This window comes from Rossellomorea yichunensis (assembly GCF_032337515.1).
Lineage (GTDB): Bacteria > Bacillota > Bacilli > Bacillales > Bacillaceae_B > Rossellomorea > Rossellomorea yichunensis.
In genome coordinates, this window is sequence record NZ_JAVYAD010000004.1 from 282,440 (window position 1) to 304,172 (window position 21,733).

The window sequence follows — 21,733 nt, forward strand, 5'->3', positions numbered from 1 at the left end:
ATATTCGGAATCTGTTTCATTCATGTTTTCCCCCTCGACTTACTCTTATCCTATAAGAAGCCTTCTACTTGATACATTTTCCATAAAAATCCGTCGATTGAACACTTCTCACTTTGAATCCGACTCATCGTCCACTATAATATAAGTATGAATTATCATAATAATCTAACTTTTCACCTCTAGCAAATGGTAATGGTTTATTCGACCCAGTGTCCCATATCTGAAAGGAGAATTGTAAATGGAAAACAACAATCGCCCAGACCAAAAGGATCACTCAGCAGCTGCAGGACAGTGCCCTGTCACACACCACAAGGATAGTGCCATCACGACGACGACGGCTCCAGGGGGTACGACGAATAAAGACTGGTGGCCGAACATGTTGAATTTGAACATCCTTCGCCAGCATGACACGAAATCAAACCCAATGGGGGAAGACTTCAATTATAAGGAAGAATTCTCAAAGCTTGATTACGATGCATTGAAGCAAGATCTTCACAATCTGATGACAGACAGCCAGGACTGGTGGCCTGCCGACTACGGTCACTATGGTCCATTCTTCATCCGGATGTCTTGGCACGCAGCAGGTACATACCGTGAAACGGACGGACGCGGAGGCGGTTCATCAGGTTCACAACGCTTTGCCCCACTTAATAGCTGGCCGGATAATGTCAACCTTGATAAAGCCCGCCGCCTTTTATGGCCGATCAAGCAAAAGTATGGGAATAAGATTTCATGGGCTGACCTGCTTGTATTAACAGGTAATGTTGCCCTAGAATCCATGGGCTTGAAGACATTCGGATTTGGTGCAGGACGCGAAGACATTTGGCATCCTGAGGAAGATGTGTATTGGGGGAATGAGAAGGAATGGCTTGCTGACAACCGTTATTCCGGCGACCGTGAGCTTGAAAATCCACTCGCTGCCGTACAGATGGGGCTGATCTACGTTAATCCTGAAGGACCGAACGGAGAACCCGATCCACTGGGAAGTGCCCGTGATATCCGCGATACATTCGGACGCATGGGGATGAACGACTATGAAACCGTTGCCCTTGTGGCAGGCGGTCACACCTTCGGGAAGGCCCATGGAGCCGGTGACGCCGACCTTGTAGGTGATGATCCGGAAGCGGCGGATCTTGAGACTCAAGGATTCGGCTGGCTGAGCTCACACGGAAGCGGAAAAGGCCGCGATACGATTTCAAGTGGTGTCGATGGTGCCTGGACGACGAATCCGACCAAATGGGATAACGGCTACTTCGACCTCCTATTCGGTTATGAATGGGAGAAAACGAAGAGTGCGGCAGGCGCTTCCCAATGGGCACCGGTCGGCATGACGGAAGAACATATGGCACCTGATGCCGAAGATCCATCGATCAAAGTGAAGACGATGATGACGACCGCTGATATGGCATTGCGTATGGATTCTGACTATGAAAAGATCTCCCGTCGTTTCCATGAGAATCCGGAAGAGTTTGCCGATGCCTTCTCCCGTGCCTGGTTCAAGCTCCTTCATCGCGACATGGGTCCGAAAGCAAGATACTGGGGTCCAGAGGTTCCGGATGAAGAGTTGATCTGGCAGGATCCGGTTCCTGCGGTGGATTATGATCTATCTGATAGTGAAGTGGCCTCGCTGAAGGGGAAAATCCTGGACACAGGCTTAACCGTGAGCGAGCTCGTGAAAACCGCTTGGGCATCCGCAAGCACGTACCGCGGTTCGGATATGCGCGGAGGTGCGAACGGTGCACGCATCCGTCTCGCTCCTCAGAAAGACTGGGAAGTGAACGAACCACAGCAGCTTGAGAAAGTCCTTGGAGTCTACGAAGACCTTCAAAGCAAGCTTGATAAAAAAGTCAGCCTCGCTGATTTGATTGTTTTAGGAGGAAACGCAGCCATCGAGAAAGCCGCTAGTGACGCCGGCTTCGAGGTAACCGTTCCATTCTCTCCTGGACGCGGCGATGCAACGGCCGAGCAGACCGACGCTGAAAACTTCGGCGTACTGGAGCCCGTGTCAGACGGATTCCGTAACTACCAGAAGCAGGAATACACTGTCAGCCCGGAAGAAATGCTCGTGGATAAATCACAATTGTTAGGACTGACTGCTCCTGAAATGACGGTCCTTCTTGGTGGTATGCGTGCTCTTGGCGCCAACCACGGCGGTACGGATCATGGCGTATTCACAGACCGCGTCGGTGCATTGACCAACGATTTCTTCGTGAACCTGCTTGATATGGGCATCGAGTGGAAACCGGCCGGCTTCAATCAATATGAAGGCCGCGACCGGAAGACGGGTGAAGTGGTTCGTAAGGCATCACGCTTTGACCTGGTGTTCGGTTCGAACTCAGTGCTTCGTGCTTTAGCGGAAGTGTATGCGCAGGATGACAATAAAGAGAAATTTGTCCGTGACTTTGTTGCCGCTTGGGTGAAAGTGATGGATGCGGATCGGTTTGATTTGAGATAAAGTGAACACGCCTTTTCCCTGTTGGGTTGAGGCGTGTTTTATTACTCTTTCTCTTGAAATCCGGATATATCTACTAGGTTATTCACTCTGTTTTCCCCACCATATTTCCATTTATGCTTACATCATTTACTGAAACACCACTGGGGGAAAACTCTTGTCTCGGTTTGTTCAGACTCTGCCCCTCTTAAAAAGAATGACAGCAACATTGCTATGATAGCCAGAAAGGACGCAATCCAGAATGCACTATTATACCCGTGAAGCGTGGCCATCTCACCAAAATGTTCGACAAAGATACCTTTTACTTCCTGCGGTTGAGGTGAATATCCTTTGCTGGTGACCGTCATGCCATTGGTAAGAAGAAAGCCCTTGGTCAGCCACTGAACTTTATTTTCACTCAGTTGGAAGTCTTCCATGATTGTCGGTAAAGCCGTTGCCAATAACGTTTCATTTAATATCCCCATAAAGGCTCCAAGCAACATCACCGTGAACATGGGACCGAATCGGACATTTTTTTTGATTTTTCCCGCCTATCTCTCCTTAGGTGTTCAGAAATGAATCAATATAGTGCGCTGTATCCCTTGCCCCGTTTTCTCTTTGTAGCTTCTTCCCTAACTCAAAGGCATTTTCAACGATTTCCATTTCAACATTTTGTTAATTCCTTCTGTCAAGTTATCGACAGTGAGTTTTTTTCTTGGAATGGACGAAGAGCCGACTCCCAGTTCTTCCGTTCGCTTCCCCCATGCAAACTGATCGTTCCCATGTGGTACGACGACACTTGGTACCCCGGCCCGGAAAGCAGCTGCGGTTGTTCCGGCTCCCCCATGGTGGATGACCCCGGCCATTTTCGGAAATAGCCAAGTATGGGGAATGGACTCAATGAAATACATATCCTCGTATTCCTCCATTCCTTCCATGGTGTTCCACCCCATACCGATAATCCCCCTCTGTCCTGCATTTCTCAGGGATTCCAGGACCAACTTGGTGGTTTCCGCTGCATTCTCGTCATAAATGCTTCCGAAGCCAACGTAAACGGGCGGCTTCCCGCTTTCGATAAAGGACACAAGATCCTGTGGCGGTTGCCAACTGGATAGGTCTTCATCCAGAAACCAGTAGCCCAAGCCCATTGTCTGTTCATTGGATTGGGGAAATACATGCTGGCTCATGGACATGACGGAAGTATGGTGTGCAGTCGCTTCCTTCGTATACGGGTTCACGAAGTTCTTTGGAAGCTCCCCGAATTGTTCTTTCCAATACTGGCCGATGGGCGACTTCACCATCATCCAGAAGCCTTTCTCGAACAGATTATGTGTAAGGAGGTTTACCGATTGCCCCCATCTCATATGATAAAAGATGAGCGCAGGATATTCTTTGGACGGAGCCATGGGGAATGGTGTCGCCAGTATCGTTGGTACACTGAAGTGCTCCCCTGCAAACTCACCGATCGCCGCTCCAGGGTGATAAATAATCGCTTCCGCCTCTTTACATGCTTCAAATAAATCCCTCTGCATAGCAATTTGTTTATCCTTGATATACGGTCTCATCTTACGAAAACTTGTAAAAAACTTAATCGGACTATCCGACTCGATCGAACTTTTCGCCATCTCCTTTGAGATCTTTGAGATGTCTCCTTCAATCGGATGAAAGTTCAAGCCATGACCTTCCACAAGCCCCTTATAATTCTCAAAAGCCGCAACCTTCACTTCATGCCCCAATTCTTTTAGCTCTTTACCAAGTGCGATATAAGGTTGTGTGTCTCCTCTTGTACCAGTCGTTAAGATTGAAATTTTCATCATAACCCCCCATTAGATTTAATTTAGTTAGACTAACTTACTATTAGACCGGCATGGGCACTATTTTTAGTGCCCTTTCGCTATAACGAGTTCTTATCATAAAAACCTTTGATCAACTTCTTCAAGGTCTCTTCAAACTGCTGTTCTTCTTCTGCTGTCAACGATTGACTGATGAAGGCCACATACTCTTCCAACGCCTGCTGATTCAACTGAATGAACTTCTGGCTGGCCTCCGTCAAGGTCACGTGATAAATTCTCTTATCTTCTGTTGATTGACTCTTCTTCGCATATCCCAACTGTACTAATTTATTGATCCCTGCCGTAGCTGACGCCTTCGTAATGTTCAATTGATCGGCTATTTCACTGATCGTTGGCCTTCCTAACTTTCCGATGGCTTCGATATACTGGATCTGATTCACACTTAGATTAGGTACACCCGCTGTCTCGATCGTCTCTTTCACTAATTTCTTAAAAGACGTATCCAGCGTAACAATAAATTCCCTAAGTATCTGTTCCAACTTGAAATCACCTCTGTTTGTTTCAATTTAATTAGTTTGACTAACTAATTTTATAAAATAATTCAAGAAAAGTCAATCATACTGCAGCACTTTTTTTACTTGTCACCTTCAAAAGCCTCCTTCATGTTGGATGGGGTGCTTATCAGTATCATCTGTCAAGATTTTTTGACAATGCCCCATATAGTGTGATTGCCACTCGTATATCTGATGGAATCTCACGCCGGACCCGCGTAACCCAATTTTTTACCCGCGTTTGGTAAAGATCGTCAAAATTGTGGACGAATTGGCGGAAATAAAATGGAGATTTTTTCAAAGGAGGTCCATCCTCCTTACCAATGGAGGTAGCAGCACCCCATTCCCCTTGTATTGACAAACATTCGATTCTCTATTATTATCATTATTGATAATAATAACAATAAAAGGATTGAATCAAATGACCAACATAAATACAGACTTAATCCTGCATCCCATCCGAATGCGCATCATACAACATCTTTCCAAGGGCGAGGCTACTGTGCACGAACTGAAAGAATGGATGTCAGATGTCCCCCAGGCTACTCTTTACCGTCATTTAAATCGATTGACGAATAATAAAATCATTTATATTGTAGATGAACGAAAAGTCCGGGGTGCCGTTGAAAAAACCTATGCGATGCAGGAAGACAGCCCCTATATGTCTGCTGAAGAATTGGAGCAGCTGACAGGCGAAGAACATTTAAAATTATTCATGACCTTCCTTTCTTCTGTGACAGGACAGGCTAGAAGCTATCTTCTGAACAATCCGGACCTCTCCGGGGATTCGTTCGGCTATAACCAGTTAGATCTGTACCTGACTAAAGAAGAGTTCAAGGAATTGACTGAAGGAATGAACGAGCTTCTGACTAAATTCAAATCGAACAGACCTACTAAAGATAACGATAAGATTTCTCTCATACAAATGCTCATACCAGACTTTAAGGAAGTGACAACCAATGATCAGAACTAAATTTTATAGAAAAGTATTCGAATTGAATGGCCATCCCATCATCGCAAAAGGATTACGGGTGTTTGCCAAATCAAAGGTAAGCAAACCTTTCATCTGCTCTTTTGCCAAATTGTATAACCTGAACATGGAGGAAGCAACTCGGGGACTCCGTGAATATGGCTCCCTTCATGACATTTTCACAAGGGAACTGAACCCCGGTGCGCGCCCCATCGCTGACTCTGCCGATGCATTCGTCAGTCCGTGCGACGGATATTTATCCATCGTCGACGACTTGTCCCCGGAGAGCACATTCATGGTCAAGGGGCAGAATTACACGGTGGAAGAACTTTTGGGATCATCAGAGAAAGCAGCACCATATGCCGGCGGTCGGGTTCTCATCTTTTACTTAAGTCCCACCGATTACCACCGGGTCCACGTTCCGATCGATGCGACAGTGGAGGAAGTCTACCCGCTTGGAAAAGATGCCGCTCCCGTGAACGAACTGGGACTCAAGCATGGGCTCCGTCCCCTCACCAGGAATTTCCGACTCGTCTCCCGGTTTGATGTGGCAGGATCCCCTATTGCACACGTCATGGTCGGGGCACTGAATGTGAATTCGATTGTACGGACGAATGAAGCTGACGTCGTCCATCGGGGAGATCCGTATGGGTACTTCTCATTTGGTTCTACGGTCGTGGTTTGTGTTCCGAAAGACCGTTTTTCTTTTAATGGAAAAATGGGCCCTGTTAAAATGGGGGAAGAAATTGGAAAGTGGCATTCATAATCGAAAAGGCGCCTGTTCCCTTGGTGGGGAATAGACGCCTTTTATGTTTACCATTTTTCCTTAGGAGCAATGGAGTAATTACGCCCCCACTCTCTCACGTTCACGTCCAACATCCGCTTTCTCATCCGTCCGCTTCTCCAACTTATAAACCAACACCCCGCCGATCAACAACCCAATCCCCAGAACCTTCTCCCAGGAAAGTGCAGACGGTTCAAAGCCGAACCATCCACCTGTGTTGACAATAAAGGCGATGGTAATCTGAGAAATAAGCGCGATCGAGATCGCATACGCCGGTCCGATCAAAGTGACTCCCCTCATCAGGAAGAACACGATCCCGACTCCGAATACCCCGCTGAACAGAAAGACAGGATTGACCCCGCTGAAGTCCAGCAGACTTTTATCTTCCATTGTATAAAAGACCGGCAGAGAACAGACGAGACCGAGGCCAAGGACGAGGCTCGTCGTGGCCCATGGGCCTGTTTTTTCACTGACTCTTGCATTGAATACATTTTGTAAACTGATTAGGATTCCTGCCATGATGGCGAGTCCGATTCCGATCATATGAGTCCCTCCTTATTCATAGATGTTTCCTTTCGCGAGGATGCTGAGTTTTTCAAGATCTTTGATGGTGATGGACCCGTTGACCCGTTCAATAAGGTCGTCCGTTGCCATCTTCTTCAGTACCCGGTTCAGGTGACGGTAGCTCGTGCCTATCCATTCGGCGAGCTCCATGAGATTGGACGTATGCATCTCCTGATGGAACATGGTCCCTTCGCCCGCTTCTGAAATGGATAGTAAGTAGCTTGCCAGGCGCACTTCAACGGGATACAGCATGTGCATGCTCGTGATATGTGATTCCGTGTAAAACTTGTGGGCAACTGTATCAAATAGAAAGCGCAGGATCGCTGGATGCTCCTTCTCAAGCCTTGAGAGATCCGTGAACGGAACCGATAGGAACACCCCGTCCGTGACGGCTTCCACCGAATTGAGTACCGCAGTACCCTTCGCATATTCCACATCCCCGATCAGGGCAAGTGGACGCTTGAACCGATTGATCAACAGCTTCCCTTCCGGTGTATGGGTGAAGATCTTGATTTTCCCCTCCATGAGGAAGTATAGTTCATCGAGCTCTTCCCCTGTCGAAAAAAGATTGTCCCCTTTTTCAAAGGAATACATCTTGATATATTGTCTGAAATCCGCCGGGAGTAACTCATCAAGCTCGAATTGTTTTATATAATGTTCTGGTTCAACACTCTGTATTTCTTTCATCGTATGACTCCTTCTTCTACAATTGGAAAAGGACGACCCCTGCAAGCATCATTGAGAGTCCAACAGCCTGCCTCGGCGTAACCGGGATCTTCTTCTCCCCGAACCGTCCCCGTGACTCGATAAGGAATGCCGTCCCGATCTGTGCCACGAGAAGGATCGCAATGGCCGATGCCGGGCCGATCATGTGAATCGCCGTCAGTTCCGAGAACACCACGATCACACCGAACGATCCCCCGATCAAATACAGGAAAGGCACCTGCCTGAAGCTCTTTCCTTTTCCATCTCTTACTTTCATATATATCGTCATCGCAATCGTAAAGGCAACAAGGTGAACCATCGAAGTCGTATGCCACCCGCCGATCGCGTCACTCATTCTTGCATTGAAAATCCCCTGCATAGTGATGCAAAGTCCACCAAGCAGCGCAAATAAAGCACCTTTCATCGTTCATCCTCCTATTCTTTGTTCTATTAAATAGGAGGACGGATTTTTGTGAAAGGACATATGTCCTAAGGGTTGCCGATTTGGTGTTTTGGTAAACCAGTAGAACCTATTGCCTCCCTTACTTCCTTCTTACCAAGTAAATATTCAGTAAATCAGTCCTGTTAACAACCGATTTTCAGATTATCATATTGCAGTCAACTACTCACCAAGTCAAACAATTGTGAGGAAAGTCCCTCTACGTCCCCAATTCCCTTATTCTGCTGAAGTTTCCCGACCAACTTTAATGTAGTCACGGAGAAGGCCATACATACATATACGGAAAATGGATTCAGGAGAAAACCTTCTATGTTATAGTCATACATATAGATATCACACCTTTTTATCAAAAGGAAAAAGGAGGCCTCGTCATGATTATCAAGTGGATACGCATACGATAATGAGTGGGGCTGCCTATCATGCTCCAAAACGCATTTATTCATCTACTGCTTCCTGACAGCGAATAGATAATAAATCATACGGAGGTAAAAACATGACTGAACGAATACTGAACATAAATAACGTGGAAATCTGTACAGAAAGTTTCGGAAACCCTAAAGACCCCGCTATGCTTCTGATCATGGGTTCGATGTCTTCATTAGATTGGTGGGATGAGGATTTCTGTCTGCGTCTCGCTGATCAAGGGGTGTTTGTCATTCGTTACGATCATCGGGATTTGGGGCAATCAACCATTTATCCTCCTGGAACTTCCCACTATACCGTAACCGACATGGCTGACGATGCAGCGGGTGTTCTCGGTGCTTATTCCATTAAGCAGGCTCATATCGTTGGAATGTCGTTAGGTGGAATGATCGGCCAGGTTCTTACCTTGAAATATCCTGAGCGCGTACTGACCCTTACACTCCTTGCATCAAGTGTATTCGGGACCGCGATGGAAGAACTGCCTCCAATGGATCAGCGCATACTCGATCACCATGCGAAGAGTGCTTCCATCGATTGGTCAAATCGTGAAGTGGCCATTCGATATCTGGCAGAAGGATGGAAGACGTTAGCCGGTTCCAAACCTTATGAACAGGAAAGAATGGTTAAACTGGCGGAAAGGGAGTATGACCGTGCCAAACAGCTGCCGAGCAGGTTTAATCATGCCCTCCTTCAAGGCGGGGAAGCTTATTACAATAGAATGAATGAGATCAGCATTCCGGTTCTCATTATTCACGGCACAGAAGATCCAGCACTGCCATACGAACACGGACTTGCCCTTGCAAAAGCCATACCACATGCTGAATTGATGCCTCTATATGGATCAGGACATGAGATTCATAGCGAAGATTGGGACCAGATAATAGATTCAATTATAAAGTTTCATTCGCGATAAAAGAATAGATGAAGAAGGCAGCCTTTTCGTTTGACGGGCTGCCTTTTTTCATAGGTTATTTGGTTGCCGGGAAAATTCCACTTAAGTAACCGTTCTCGTAGCTTTTTCACGTTCAACCTCTCGTATTGTTGCAACAAGAGATCCCTTGAGCGAAACATATTACGCCTATATTCCCACTCTTTTTTGTTCATGAGGAGAAATGGGTGCGTCACTCTTTACTCGGAGCACCTGGAGGATTATACTCCGGCGGAATCCGGAGCCACCCCCTCGATATCATCAAATTTTTTAACGGAGCAGCGAACTTCATTAAGTTGATTTGAATGGAAAAAAACATGAGTCCTACATCGGTTCGGACTGTCTTTGACATTGCCTGAGCGCAAAAGGTGATAGAAGCTGCTACTTTTGCCGATATGAGGTTGGTGATTTCATCGTCCTTCAGCTTAACCCCCTCTGGCACGGCACTTTGCTCTGATATCGGTTTTTCAGGGTTGACCAAAGGCAATGGAACCCCTTCTTTCAAAAGGAATGCCTCTATTTTTTTTGTATCTGACATGCTCCCTTCCAATGCGCTTTGTAGCACATGTTGCACATCATTATCCGTGGTGGTATTCATTCCTACTTGGTAAAGAGCGTGAGCTTCATGAAACGCAGTGAATGCCGTCCAGAGGTCCATCACTTCTCCCACATGCAGAGGGGGTTTAGGTGCTTCATCTACAAAATTTTTCATTATGGCTGAAATCGCTTCAAAAGCATTTGTCATCATACGACCTCCTAATTACTGGTAGATACTAGTATTCCACATTACCCGTTATACATTCAGAAAAACGTATTTGACAAATACCTTGGGGTCCCTTCCCTTTAAGCCCTCAAAAATTCACCTTTTCCTTAAGAGGCTGTCCCCCCCTACTCATGGCTTCTCCTGAAATTCATCACCATCAACACCATCGTGATCATGACAATGACATAAAATATACTGTCCCGAATCATTCCCGTAGACATTTGAAATCCAGCAAACAGCAGCAAAAACGACGCATTCCAGATTAATTTTATCCTGCTTACCTTTCCATCACGAATACCCTTACTGAATCTGGGGTAATAGATCCCCAACCCTAGCAGGATGAGGATTATCGATAGATTAATGAAAGCTGTAAAATGTCCAAACAGATGCATCCTGCTGATAGAAAAATAGAAAAGAATTGAATACAATACCAGTAGGAAAAGGTTGAATCTGATTATGTTTGTCATGTTTTCCCCTCCTAATATTCCGCTGTAACTACCCCTGTCTACTAACTCTATTTCGAATCAATAACACCCACCAGGCGATCACATATATATAACCGAACAGAAGATAGAAAGCCCATAACTCCCCTATTCTCAGGTGGCTCAGCCATTGCTCCAATTCATTCTGATTTTCCCCTCGATAAATTCCATTCACCATGCCGACAACCGGGATGGAAATGGTCACAAAGATAGTGAGCATCGCCCCCCATATATACCCTTGTTTTTTAATCGAAAGGAAGGCAGAGGCAATCGTTAATATCGTGAGGGAGTAATAGAGAATCCAAAACCATTGGGGCAGGGTTTCTGTAGAATACATGTAATTTCACCTCTTGTTTATGTATTTTTCGACAGGTAGTAACCTATTCCTGCATCACTTCACTAAACCGATTTTTTTGACAAAAGGATCTGAATCTGCCCCACCGCCAGTGCCGACAATTAAGAATCAGTCAAGCTGACGTAATAATATCCCACATCCTCGATCGCTGCCTGCATTCCTATAAATGACGTAATAGCATAATACACCGCACCCAAAGCCAAACAAACTATGATCATCCCACTTACCCGGGGGATATGTTTGGTTTTTTTATAAAAGACCAGTGAGGTTGTGCCGACAATGATAAGGTAGGAAATCGCTAGAATGAGCCCGAATGTGTGACTGCCAAGATCATTCACAGCCGTTCGAAAATGGTCGAGATGAGCTTGATTTTCCTCTTTCTCGTCAATCGTCACCAGGTGATCTTGATAACCGATTTTCCATATGAGCCCATCTTCCCCTTTTAAGACCGTGTACTGATAACCACCCGCTTTCCCTTCCCCCATCACAAATGGTGCCGCCGCATAAATATGGACGGGAAGCATGGTGAATAGCATCGTAAACAGGACAAGCAATCGTTTGTTCAACTCCATCTTCCTTTCTATCAGAACCTCAATCTTTTCCCTTGACAAAGAAACGCATATATATAATAATAAATATCGAATTAGAATTATTATAATCTATTAATGATTCTCAATCACACACAACTACTAGGAGGAATTTACACTATGTCATTAATCGGTTCACAAGTCGTACCATTTAAAGCAGAAGCATTCAAAGATGGTGAGTTCATCACTGTTACAGACGAAAGCCTGAAAGGTCAATGGAGCATTTTCTGCTTCTACCCTGCAGACTTCACATTTGTATGCCCGACAGAACTTGAAGACCTTCAAAATAACTATGAAACTCTTAAAGAGCTTGGCGTAGAAGTATATTCAGTTTCTACGGACACTCACTTTACACATAAAGGCTGGCACGACAGCTCTGAAAAAATCGGTAAAATCAAATATGCAATGATCGGTGATCCGTCACAACGCATCACTCGCGGTTTCGATGTATTAAATGAAGAAGATGGTCTTGCTGACCGTGGAACTTTCATCATCGATCCGGATGGTATCATCCAGGCAGTTGAAATCAATGCAGGCGGAATCGGCCGCGATGCAGATATTCTAGTAAGCAAAATCAAGGCGGCACAATATGTGCGCAACAACCCAGGTGAAGTTTGCCCGGCTAAATGGCAGGAAGGTTCCGAAACACTTAAGCCAAGCCTTGACTTAGTTGGTAAATTATAAGGAGTGCTGAGCATGCTTGAAGCAGATATTAAAGCACAATTAGAACAGTACCTGCAGATGATGGAAGGCGACATCGTCCTGAAAGTCAGTGCAGGGGACGATGTCATTTCGAAGGACATGCTTGCTCTTGTCCAGGAGCTCTCTTCCATGTCATCCCGCATCAGTGTTGAAAAAGCAGAACTGACAAGAACACCAAGCTTCAGCGTGAACCGTCCTGGTGAAGAGACCGGCATCATTTTTGCCGGGATCCCTCTTGGACACGAATTCACATCCCTGGTTCTTGCTCTCCTTCAAGTCAGTGGCAGAGCGCCGAAAGTGGATCAAAGCGTCATTGAACAGATCAAGAGTGTCAAAGGTGAACACCACTTCGAAACGTATGTCAGCCTAAGCTGTCACAACTGTCCTGACGTGGTGCAGGCACTGAACATCATGAGTGTCCTTAACCCGAACATCACACACACGATGATCGACGGAGCTGCCTTCAAGGAAGAAGTGGAACGCAAGAACGTCATGGCTGTTCCTGCTGTCTACCTGAATGTGGAATTCTTCAACGGTGGACGCACGACCCTGGAAGAAGTCCTTTCTAAAATCGTGGAAGGTCCCGGTGCAGATGAGCTATCGGATAAGGACCCTTATGACGTCCTTGTTGTCGGTGGCGGACCTGCAGGAGCAAGTGCGGCGATCTATGCTGCACGTAAAGGCATCCGTACAGGAATCGTCGCTGAACGCTTCGGAGGTCAGGTCCTTGATACAATGAGCATCGAGAACTTCATCAGTGTGAAGCACACGGAAGGACCGAAGCTTGTGGCTAGCCTTGAAGAGCATGTGAAGGACTACGGCATCGATGTCATGAACCTTCAGCGCGCAAGTCGTCTTGAGAAAAAAGACCTTGTCGAGCTTGAGCTTGAAAACGGTGCGGTCCTGAAGAGTAAGAGTCTGATCATCTCGACAGGTGCACGCTGGCGGAACATCGGCGTTCCTGGTGAGCAGGAGTTCAAGAACAAAGGAGTGGCGTACTGCCCTCACTGTGACGGACCACTGTTCGAAGGCAAAGATGTCGCTGTCATCGGTGGAGGAAACTCAGGAATCGAAGCAGCCATCGACCTTGCAGGAATCGTCAAACACGTCACGGTCCTTGAGTTCAATCCTGAACTTAAGGCAGATGACGTGCTGCAGAAACGTCTTTACAGCCTGCCGAATGTCACAGTGCTCACGAACGTGCAAACTCAGGAGATCACCGGTACGGATAAGGTGAATGGCATTACCTACACCGATCGGGATTCCCATGAAGAAAAACACGTCGAGTTGCAGGGAGTATTCGTCCAAATCGGTCTTGTTCCTAACACAGACTGGCTCGGCGACCTTGTAGAACGCACTAAATTCGGTGAAATTGTGGTGGACAAACATGGTGCCACCAACGTTCCTGGCGTATTTGCCGCAGGAGACTGTACAGACAGCCCATACAACCAAATCATCATCTCAATGGGGTCAGGAGCGAACGCCGCACTTGGCGCATTCGACTACCTTATCCGGAATTGATGTACTATAGAGGTCCGTCCCTCCAACTTGAGGGACGGACCTTCATATATTCAGGACAACTTCTTTCTAAACGAAAAACACCATTTCTCATATCCAAGCTTCTCTTCATAGAATCTGTGGGCATCCCGTCTTTCAAGTCCGGACTCCAGGGCCACATATTTCACCCCGATTTCATCAGCCAATCGATGGACATACTCCAACAATTGCTTTCCATATCCCTTGGAGCGATGGTTGGAAGACGTGATAAAATCATAGATGTACATATGATGTTTGTTGTAAAAATTGACCCGTTCCCCAATACCCGTGAGAGACACGATCTCATCGTCCTCATATAAAGCAAACAAGCGATATCCCTCTTTCCTCATTTCCTCAACCAATGCCAGATATGTCTTTTCCGACAAATCGGTACGTAACTCATTCATCACCGGATAGGCTTGAATCATCTCAGTCCGGTTTTGTAGTTCTTTAATGGTTGCCATCTCTCATCCCTCTTTACGTATAATTAGTAGAATCATAATGCCAGCTTGACCTTCTTCCTACACAATTACTTTTCACTAAATTTTAACATATGCTCCTCCAGAGGGACGGACTCTTATGACAGATTTTTCTCATTTGTACACCCTCAATAACCATTTCGAGGTCCGTCCCTCTTTCCTCAAGTGCGTAAATCACCGCCAAATGGAAAGTACCCACCGATTATTATATATCGCCTTTTGCGTCATGTTCATCGCGATTTGGCTGGACAGCATAGGGGTTCAATTGGGCTTATGACATTACAATCTATGAAGTCCTCCCCTTCTTATAAACCGTGGGATATTCCCTTGATTCCTAACCACATGCACATTTCTTTATTAAAGGAATACTTTATGGTTTCTTGATTTCCTTTGTAGCAGAGCCGATATTTGTGTGGAGTGAATATGTGGTTTATACAGGATGGAAATACATCTATTCATTTCCGATTTATACAGTTATGTATTTCGCCTCTCATTATTTATGTACAAGAAATCACTTTAGAATCATCCAAAAGGTCAGAAAGCGGTAAGGGATCAACTCTTTCTGACCTTTATGTAATGATCCCAAGGATTTTGGCTGATGTTTGGACACAATCCAATGATACCTTCCCCTAGTTTTTCTCCCAGTTTCCCTGGTAATCTTCTATATATCGTTCTAATCGAATGGGATCCGTATTGGTTATTTTCTTAAATTCATGCGTGACTCCCCCCGCCAACCCTAACTTGGTTGGAAAATGAATCCCGATGACCACATTTACGAAGTCCTCTTTTTCACCTTTTTTCACCATATAAGATTTAAATTCCTTCACTGAAGGATTCGAGTATTGGATCTTCTCCCCGAGTATCGTCGACATCAATTCGGCTACTTCATAGAAATCGATAGCCCGATCTCCTGTGATGACATGATTCTTATTCGTATGCTCTTGAGGGTGTTGAAAAGCATGTATGGCAATTTCAGCAAGGTCCCTTGTATCGACAAAGCTGGTTTTCCCTTTTCCTGCAGGAATGAATATCCTTCTATTTTCTTTGATTTCACCTGCCAAAAAGTCCTGGAGATTTTGCATGAAATATCCGGCTCTGATGAAAGTATAGGGGATACCCAGTTTTTTAATCATCTTTTCGTTTTTATGATGATGAATGAAAGGAAGATATTGTACATCCTTGACGGATAAGTAAACAATATGCTGGATGCCCCTATTCTTCATCGCTTCTAGAAAAGCTTGAAACTCCAGTTTGTCTCCTGGGGGATACATCAGAAATACTTGATCAACCTGATCCAAGGCCTCATTAAACGTCCCAGGATCGGACAAGTCCAACATTGTAAAGTCATAATCTTCTCCATAGATATTTTTCGCTTTTTCAACATTTCTTACGGCGCATTTCATGCAGACATTCCGTTCTTTTAATTTCTTGGCTACTTCTATCCCTACTTTTCCGTTAAACCCCGTCACAAGTATAGTCATTCCCTCTCACTCCTCGTCAAGCACTGCGATACCCCATGCCCTCTTCAGTCATATTGTAAATCATCTTTCTTATGTTGCTTAATCCCCCGGATTCCATGTAATTGTTTCATGAATGAACACCTATCTTTTCGTTCCATTCACCATCCACGAAATCCGCCCTTATTTCCGAACATAAATAATCCCTTTTCAGGCAAAATAATAACAACCATCAAAAGACGGCAGGTGAATTACGAATGAGTCCTTCTAAAAAGATCGTCGACAGAATCGAACAGAATATAAAGGGAATTCACTCCGCCTTGTATCAGACGGAAGATTTGAAGATAAGGGATCTCATTTTTCTAGAAAAACCATGCAAGCTACTCTACATCGATTCCCTGGTGGATAAAAAGTTGATCGAACGAAACATCATTGAACCTCTTCTTGAATGCAAACAGGAAACTGGCCCGGAATCCGTGATAAAGAATGCGGAGTATAGTAGAACGACCGATCTCGAAGTGACCGTGAATGGTCTTCTCGAGGGGAGCTGTGCCCTGTTAACAGAAGGGGTACATTCCGTCCTTTTGATGCCCGTTGGCGCCGTGGATTCAAAGTCCATTAATGAACCGGAAAATGAACATATCATCAAAGGATCCCATGATGGATTTCTGGAGAACATTGATAAAAACATCTTCCTAATCAGACGAAGAGTGAAAAACCCTTCATTACGAATTAAAAATTATACGTTGGGCTCTAAAACAAATACAAAAGCCTCGATTGTCTATATTGAAGAACTGGTGGATCATGGTCCATTAGACGTGTTAATAAAAAGGATAGAAGCGGTGAATGTCGGGGAGCTTCAATCTGCGGGGGAACTGGAAGAATTAATTGAAGACAACAGCTATTCAGTATTTCCACAAATATTATCAACCGAGAGACCCGACCGGGCGGCATCCTATTTATTAGAAGGGAAATCACTTGTCATCGTGGATGGAACTCCACATGTTCTGGTTTCTCCTATTACCTTTTTCAGCTTTTATCAGTCACCTGATGACTATAATAGCAGATGGATCATCGGGTCGTTTTTCCGGCTCATACGGATATTCAGCTTTTTGGTGGCCATCTGCTTACCCGCCATTTATATTGCAGTCGTTTCCTTTCATTCAGAAGTTCTGCCCATAGGGATTCAATATGCGATCAGAGTTCAAATTGAATACGTCCCGCTGCCACCATTTTTTGAAGCCATTGCGATGCAGCTGGTACTGGAACTGTTGAAGGAGGCTGCGATCCGCCTCCCCTCACCCATTGCACAAACAATCGGGATTGTCGGCGGTTTGGTCATCGGGACGGCAATAGTAGAAGCAGGTTTTGTTTCCAACACGATGATCGTCGTCGTTGCACTTACTGCCATCGCCTCTTTCGTAGCACCTGTCAACCAAATGGGGACAGGTGCCAGGATCATGGCTTTCCCGATTATGCTCGCGGCCACTTTTTTTGGCTTTTTAGGCATTGTCCTTGCTCTTTCCGTATTACTCATACACCTCTGCAGGTTGGAGTCTTTCGGAAAACCTTACTTGGAACCCTTAGCCCCATTACACTTCAAGGGAATGAAAGATTCACTTATCAAAATCAAAAAGAGAAATAACACATTAAAACAAACGTAATCCAGAAACGAAAGTGTGGAATCGTCAATGTCACAGACAGGATCCCTAACGAACTGGCAGATATTTTTTCTAATGACCCAAACTCAAGTCGGATTCGCCATATTAACACTGCCGAATACCTTGCAAAGTACAAGTAAAGGAGACGGCTGGATGTCGGTCCTTTTGGCAGGAGTGGCTCTCCAGCTGTTACTAGTTATTATCTGGCTATTATTGAGGCGTTTCCCCAATTTAAACTATGCCGAAATCACCATATTCTTACTGGGGAAATATGCAGGGAATTTTGTAAATATGATCATGTATCTTTACTTTATCGTCACTGCATCATTTGTATTACTTCGGTTTGCGTCCATCATAAAAGAACACCTGTTGACGATCACTCCTTATTGGGTAATTGGATTGCTGATGATGCTTACCTGTACGTATTTAGCCATCAGTGACATTCGAATTATCGCCAGATTCTTTGGGCTCATATCCATTCTTTTTCTTTTCTTATTCGGAATCTCTTTTTTTTCCTTTCTATTGCCTTTGGACTTACATCATATTCTCCCTTTAGGAAACACCGGTATAAAGGAAATTGCCATCGGCAGCAAAGATTGTCTGTTAGCCATCTTGGGATTTGAGGTGATCCTTTTTTTATATCCCCTCGCATCCAAGAAAGGGACCACATTCTTAAAAGTGATCACATGGGCCAATGTTTTTGTAACAGGTTTAACTACTTATTTTGTCATTCTTTGCATCCTGATTTTCAGTGAATCCGTCCTGAAACAAATTAAATATCCCGTTATCTACTTTTTGCGGCCCCTTCATTTTCAAATGGTAGACCGTATCGATTTACTATTTATATCGATATGGATTGTCCCGCTGGCAGCATCGATTGTCATCTATATATATCTGAGCAGTAAAAGTCTTTCTTTTTTCAAGGGTAAACCCTATAAACTGGTTTTGATGAATAGCACATTGATTTTCGTCCTATTTACGATCGCAAAGAAAGATCCCGACTCCCAAGAACTCTATTCCAACTATGTTGAATATTTGAGCTATGCCGTCGTATTCGCCATTCCATGCATATTGCTATTGTTTTCTTACCTAGTAAAGAAACGGGAAAAGGAGGTTTCCTATTGAGAAAGATTCCGGTTATTTTCATTGCTGTATTCCTTCTGGCAGGGTGCTGGGACCAAAACCAGCTAAACGACAACAGACTGGTTAACGGGATCAGTTTTGACAAAGCTGAAGAGTCCGATCAGATTCTGGGGACAGTCAGGGCGATTAATATACGCAGCGCTGGTGGCGGTAAGTTTGAAGTCATGGATGAATTTTATGAAACGGAGAACGAAACGGTCACCCAGCTTGCGGTGGATCTTCAAGACAAAGTATCCGGGAATATGGATGTAGGAAAAGCATTTGTCATTATTGTCGGGGAAGAATTGGCCCAAACCAAGGGCATCACTTCACTAGTAGAGCCGATCCTTCGATCCACCAGGGGATATATCTCCTCGCGTATCGTGATAAGTGAAGGAAAGGGCCATGAAATCTTGTCCTTGAAGCTTGAAGATAGTCCCATTGTTTTCGAGGTGGATAATCTGCTTACCGGTGGGACAAAAGGGACATCTATTCCTAAAGAAACCACGTTTACGGCTTGGAATGAAATATCAGACAAGACAAATGATATCTTTCTCCCCTATATAAAAAAAGATAACCAAGACAAGGTGATGCTGGCAGGGTCTGCTTTATTTAACGGTGATAAATTCACTGGTGATACACTGACAACAAGCCAGACCTCACTTCTGCTCATATTAAGGAATGAATTAGGAAACAGGGCCCTATTAAGTATAAAATCAGACGAGTTAAGTCAGCCTTTTACCATTGTCATTGATAATGCCAAGACAAAGATGGATGTTAAGAAAGAAAACGGGAAAGTCACCTGCACGGTTACAGCTAATCTTCAAGCAAGGATACAAAGCTATTATGAAGAAAAACCTTCTGAAGATTTCAAAAGCTTAAATACTTTGGCTTCAAAGGAACTCACGAAAAAAGCAAAGGAACTTACCGACCTTCTAATCAAAGCGAATAGTGACGCTTTAGGAATCGCCAAAGATCTCTCCACGAAATATCCTGATTCCTGGAATGCCGAAGCGTGGAAACAGGACTATCAACAAGTGACGATAAAGCCAAAGGTAAACGTTGAAATCCTCGGGTCTAACAATCTTAAGTAAATCTTGCATTCATTGATTAAACAGGATCGTTCATTTTTTAAAAAAGCCGGCCACTTCCCCAATGGCCGGCTTTCCTTATCAAGAACTCTCCATTAGATGATAGTTCAATTACTCACGCAATGCGCATTGCACCGTTAATCTGTTTGGAAAATCAACCTTGATTAGAAAGTTATCTTGGTTTAACTGGTAGTAGATCTATGAATAAGAACCGATCCTTCTTCGTGAGATAATCCGGCGTCACTCTTTCCTTCCCCATCTCATATCGGATCGGGAAAGCAAAGTTCGGCCCGTCAAATACAAACGTATGAAACTCTCCGTTCTCCCCGCAAATATCACGAGTCTCTTCCGGATAATCCCCTATAAACGCCTCATCATATACTCTCCCTGCAAAGGACCGATCCAATTGATCCATATCCACACAAGTGAGCACGGTTTGAAATCCAAGGTCAATGAATTCACGGCCAAGTTCCCCGACAGGCCGACCCCAAAGTGGAAAGACCGGAGTGATCCCCGTTCCCGAAAGCATCTTCTCCCTATATTCCCGCACATCCTTAAGATGAATATCCCCGAAGACCATGTGTGAAACCCCGTCCTCCAGCATATCTGAGACCGCTCTCTCCATCCGCTCCTGATACATCTCATTCGAACACTCCTCCGGGATCCAGACCTCACGAAGCGGAATCCCAAGTGAGTCCGACTGCCTCTTCAACAACTCATACCGGACGCCATGAATCGAAACCCGGTCGAACCCTTCCGTCAGCGTCACGAGCAATGAATCAATTTCGTATTCCGGATTTTGTTGAATTTTATATAATGCCAGGGTGGAATCCTTTCCACCGCTGAATGCTATGACTGTTTTCATTTTGACCTCCATGTTTACGATATTGTACTATTGACCCTTTTTAACACAAAGCAGTGAACTGACTTTACCGCGAGGAATAAGTTTTTCTCTATTATAATAGAAATTTCCCCTTAATGATCTTTGCAACTTCTTGCGCACTCAAGTTTGTATTGCTTATCTTTATATAGTTTGAATACTTTATTTCACCTTCTAATGAATTCAATCTGTATGTCTCCATCGACTTTTTCAAATCACCCTCAGACCATTCAATATCCCTTTTTGATGGCTTATGTTCAAGTCTATTGGGACTTTTATTTCGCTCAAGTCTTTCTTCTACATCTGCCTCAAGCTCGACAAAGTAAACCGTGCCTCCCCTGGACTCGAACAACCGGGAGACTTCATTAACATAATCCCAGTCCTCTTGCATATCAAATGCCCAGACATAAGTAAAAATCATTCCATACAAATTACTCTTTGATACTTCTTCAAATATTTCACGACGAAACAGACTGACTAATTTCTTTCCTTCTTTAGTGCCGTAATCAAAGAAATGACTGACCAAATCAATCGTCATATGATTATGAAAAAGTTTCAAATCCGTTATTTTAGCTAATTCTTGTCCAACTGTCATCTTGCCAACTGCTTGAGGTCCAAATAGAAGAACAAGTTTCATGAGCTCTCTCCTTTATAATCGATATAAAATTCGCCTGAAAATGATCGTCATGCTTTATAGCATTATGTCTCTCCGTTACGGAATCCCTGCGCTTATACTGATTGGGTATTTTCCCCCACGTTGTGTAGTTCTTTTGAAAAGCTTGCGTTATTTTGATCATTTTTTATCGATTTCTCGGTAAAAATGGCCGCTTAGATAAAAAAAACATCCCGGATAGACCAATATACAGGAATCCCCTCATCATTCCACTACATCATAAGCTTACACATCAATTTATCAGCGAAATACGGATTTTATCAGCGAAATTCTGATTTTATCAGCGAAATTCTGATTTTATCAGCGAAATTCTCATTTTATCGGCGAAATCTAAAA

General features: G+C 44.5%; 23 protein-coding genes. 9 read left to right on the forward strand and 14 right to left on the reverse strand.

From position 1 onward, the window contains the following. Positions 1–238: 238 nt before the first annotated feature. Positions 239–2,455, forward strand: a complete 2,217-nt coding sequence (gene katG / locus RSX31_RS12365) for a catalase/peroxidase HPI (protein WP_315634751.1) — start codon at positions 239–241, stop codon at positions 2,453–2,455. A 122-nt stretch (positions 2,456–2,577) separates the two neighbouring features. On the opposite strand, the gene RSX31_RS12370 is transcribed toward katG, so the two are convergent. The 3 genes from RSX31_RS12370 to RSX31_RS12380 all read right to left on the reverse strand — a co-directional run bounded on the left by RSX31_RS12370 (position 2,578) and on the right by RSX31_RS12380 (position 4,763). After that, on the reverse strand, positions 2,578–2,916 hold the full coding sequence (locus RSX31_RS12370; RefSeq protein WP_315634956.1) for a hypothetical protein: 339 nt from the start codon (positions 2,914–2,916) through the stop codon (positions 2,578–2,580). 147 nt (positions 2,917–3,063) lie between these two features. After that, the gene (locus RSX31_RS12375; protein ID WP_315634752.1) at positions 3,064–4,245 is read right to left on the reverse strand and encodes a glycosyltransferase; all 1,182 of its coding nucleotides are present in this window, start codon (positions 4,243–4,245) and stop codon (positions 3,064–3,066) included. A gap of 80 nt (positions 4,246–4,325) precedes the next feature. Further along, positions 4,326–4,763: a MarR family winged helix-turn-helix transcriptional regulator gene (locus RSX31_RS12380; protein WP_315634753.1), complete on the reverse strand. Its 438-nt coding sequence runs from the start codon at positions 4,761–4,763 to the stop codon at positions 4,326–4,328. 433 nt (positions 4,764–5,196) lie between these two features. Between RSX31_RS12380 and RSX31_RS12385 the strand changes: the two genes are divergently transcribed. Beyond that, entirely contained in the window at positions 5,197–5,748 is a 552-nt protein-coding gene (locus RSX31_RS12385) for a helix-turn-helix domain-containing protein (RefSeq protein ID WP_315634754.1), read from the forward strand. Continuing rightward, positions 5,735–6,511 (forward strand): phosphatidylserine decarboxylase, encoded by a 777-nt coding sequence (locus RSX31_RS12390; RefSeq protein ID WP_315634755.1) that lies wholly within the window; start codon positions 5,735–5,737, stop codon positions 6,509–6,511. Before RSX31_RS12385 ends, RSX31_RS12390 begins: the two co-directional genes overlap by 14 nt. Positions 6,512–6,589: 78 nt before the next feature. Here the strand turns inward: RSX31_RS12390 and RSX31_RS12395 are convergent, their stop codons facing one another. From RSX31_RS12395 to RSX31_RS12405, 3 genes are read right to left on the reverse strand one after another with little or no spacing between them, the layout of a single operon-like run. Next, positions 6,590–7,072, reverse strand: a complete 483-nt coding sequence (locus RSX31_RS12395) for a DMT family transporter (protein WP_315634756.1) — start codon at positions 7,070–7,072, stop codon at positions 6,590–6,592. A gap of 12 nt (positions 7,073–7,084) precedes the next feature. After that, a complete protein-coding gene (locus RSX31_RS12400; protein WP_315634757.1) occupies positions 7,085–7,780 on the reverse strand; it encodes a Crp/Fnr family transcriptional regulator in 696 nt (231 codons plus the stop codon). A 16-nt stretch (positions 7,781–7,796) separates the two neighbouring features. Next, a complete protein-coding gene (locus RSX31_RS12405) occupies positions 7,797–8,222 on the reverse strand; it encodes a DMT family transporter (RefSeq protein WP_315634758.1) in 426 nt (141 codons plus the stop codon). A 529-nt stretch (positions 8,223–8,751) separates the two neighbouring features. Between RSX31_RS12405 and RSX31_RS12410 the strand changes: the two genes are divergently transcribed. Then, positions 8,752–9,594 carry an alpha/beta fold hydrolase gene (locus RSX31_RS12410; protein WP_315634759.1) on the forward strand — a complete coding sequence of 281 codons (843 nt, stop codon included), beginning with the start codon at positions 8,752–8,754 and terminating at the stop codon, positions 9,592–9,594. Positions 9,595–9,802: 208 nt separating this feature from the next. Here the strand turns inward: RSX31_RS12410 and RSX31_RS12415 are convergent, their stop codons facing one another. The 4 genes from RSX31_RS12415 to RSX31_RS12430 all read right to left on the reverse strand — a co-directional run bounded on the left by RSX31_RS12415 (position 9,803) and on the right by RSX31_RS12430 (position 11,775). Beyond that, positions 9,803–10,354 carry a DUF3231 family protein gene (locus RSX31_RS12415; RefSeq protein ID WP_148968160.1) on the reverse strand — a complete coding sequence of 184 codons (552 nt, stop codon included), beginning with the start codon at positions 10,352–10,354 and terminating at the stop codon, positions 9,803–9,805. Positions 10,355–10,497: 143 nt separating this feature from the next. Beyond that, positions 10,498–10,839 (reverse strand): hypothetical protein, encoded by a 342-nt coding sequence (locus tag RSX31_RS12420; protein WP_148994868.1) that lies wholly within the window; start codon positions 10,837–10,839, stop codon positions 10,498–10,500. 28 nt (positions 10,840–10,867) lie between these two features. Beyond that, complete coding sequence (locus tag RSX31_RS12425; protein ID WP_315634760.1) at positions 10,868–11,191, reverse strand: hypothetical protein; 324 nt, start codon at positions 11,189–11,191, stop codon at positions 10,868–10,870. A 119-nt stretch (positions 11,192–11,310) separates the two neighbouring features. Further along, positions 11,311–11,775, reverse strand: coding sequence for a geobacillin-26 family protein (locus RSX31_RS12430; RefSeq protein ID WP_148994870.1), 465 nt, complete (start codon positions 11,773–11,775; stop codon positions 11,311–11,313). A 141-nt stretch (positions 11,776–11,916) separates the two neighbouring features. Between RSX31_RS12430 and ahpC the strand changes: the two genes are divergently transcribed. Both ahpC and ahpF read left to right on the forward strand, forming a co-directional pair. Further along, entirely contained in the window at positions 11,917–12,480 is a 564-nt protein-coding gene (ahpC, locus tag RSX31_RS12435) for an alkyl hydroperoxide reductase subunit C (protein ID WP_113971351.1), read from the forward strand. Positions 12,481–12,492: 12 nt separating this feature from the next. Continuing rightward, positions 12,493–14,019 (forward strand): alkyl hydroperoxide reductase subunit F, encoded by a 1,527-nt coding sequence (ahpF, locus tag RSX31_RS12440; protein WP_315634761.1) that lies wholly within the window; start codon positions 12,493–12,495, stop codon positions 14,017–14,019. Positions 14,020–14,069: 50 nt separating this feature from the next. On the opposite strand, the gene RSX31_RS12445 is transcribed toward ahpF, so the two are convergent. After that, on the reverse strand, positions 14,070–14,498 hold the full coding sequence (locus tag RSX31_RS12445; protein ID WP_315634762.1) for a GNAT family N-acetyltransferase: 429 nt from the start codon (positions 14,496–14,498) through the stop codon (positions 14,070–14,072). 644 nt (positions 14,499–15,142) lie between these two features. Continuing rightward, complete coding sequence (locus RSX31_RS12450) at positions 15,143–15,994, reverse strand: SDR family oxidoreductase (RefSeq protein ID WP_315634763.1); 852 nt, start codon at positions 15,992–15,994, stop codon at positions 15,143–15,145. Positions 15,995–16,227: 233 nt separating this feature from the next. On the opposite strand from RSX31_RS12450, the gene RSX31_RS12455 reads away from it, so the two are divergent. Genes RSX31_RS12455 through RSX31_RS12465 form a run of 3 tightly spaced genes read left to right on the forward strand, consistent with a single transcriptional unit; the run spans position 16,228 to position 19,847 of the window. Further along, complete coding sequence (locus RSX31_RS12455) at positions 16,228–17,634, forward strand: spore germination protein (RefSeq protein WP_315634764.1); 1,407 nt, start codon at positions 16,228–16,230, stop codon at positions 17,632–17,634. A gap of 27 nt (positions 17,635–17,661) precedes the next feature. Further along, complete coding sequence (locus tag RSX31_RS12460; protein ID WP_315634765.1) at positions 17,662–18,756, forward strand: GerAB/ArcD/ProY family transporter; 1,095 nt, start codon at positions 17,662–17,664, stop codon at positions 18,754–18,756. After that, positions 18,753–19,847, forward strand: coding sequence for a Ger(x)C family spore germination protein (locus tag RSX31_RS12465; protein ID WP_315634766.1), 1,095 nt, complete (start codon positions 18,753–18,755; stop codon positions 19,845–19,847). The genes RSX31_RS12460 and RSX31_RS12465 overlap by 4 nt, the downstream gene beginning before the upstream one ends. A gap of 169 nt (positions 19,848–20,016) precedes the next feature. Here RSX31_RS12465 and RSX31_RS12470 read toward each other — a convergent pair whose 3' ends face one another. Together RSX31_RS12470 and RSX31_RS12475 are read right to left on the reverse strand one after the other, a co-directional pair. Further along, positions 20,017–20,709: a Dph6-related ATP pyrophosphatase gene (locus RSX31_RS12470; RefSeq protein ID WP_187443583.1), complete on the reverse strand. Its 693-nt coding sequence runs from the start codon at positions 20,707–20,709 to the stop codon at positions 20,017–20,019. 91 nt (positions 20,710–20,800) lie between these two features. After that, entirely contained in the window at positions 20,801–21,361 is a 561-nt protein-coding gene (locus tag RSX31_RS12475; RefSeq protein ID WP_315634767.1) for a DEAD/DEAH box helicase family protein, read from the reverse strand. Positions 21,362–21,733: the final 372 nt, after the last annotated feature.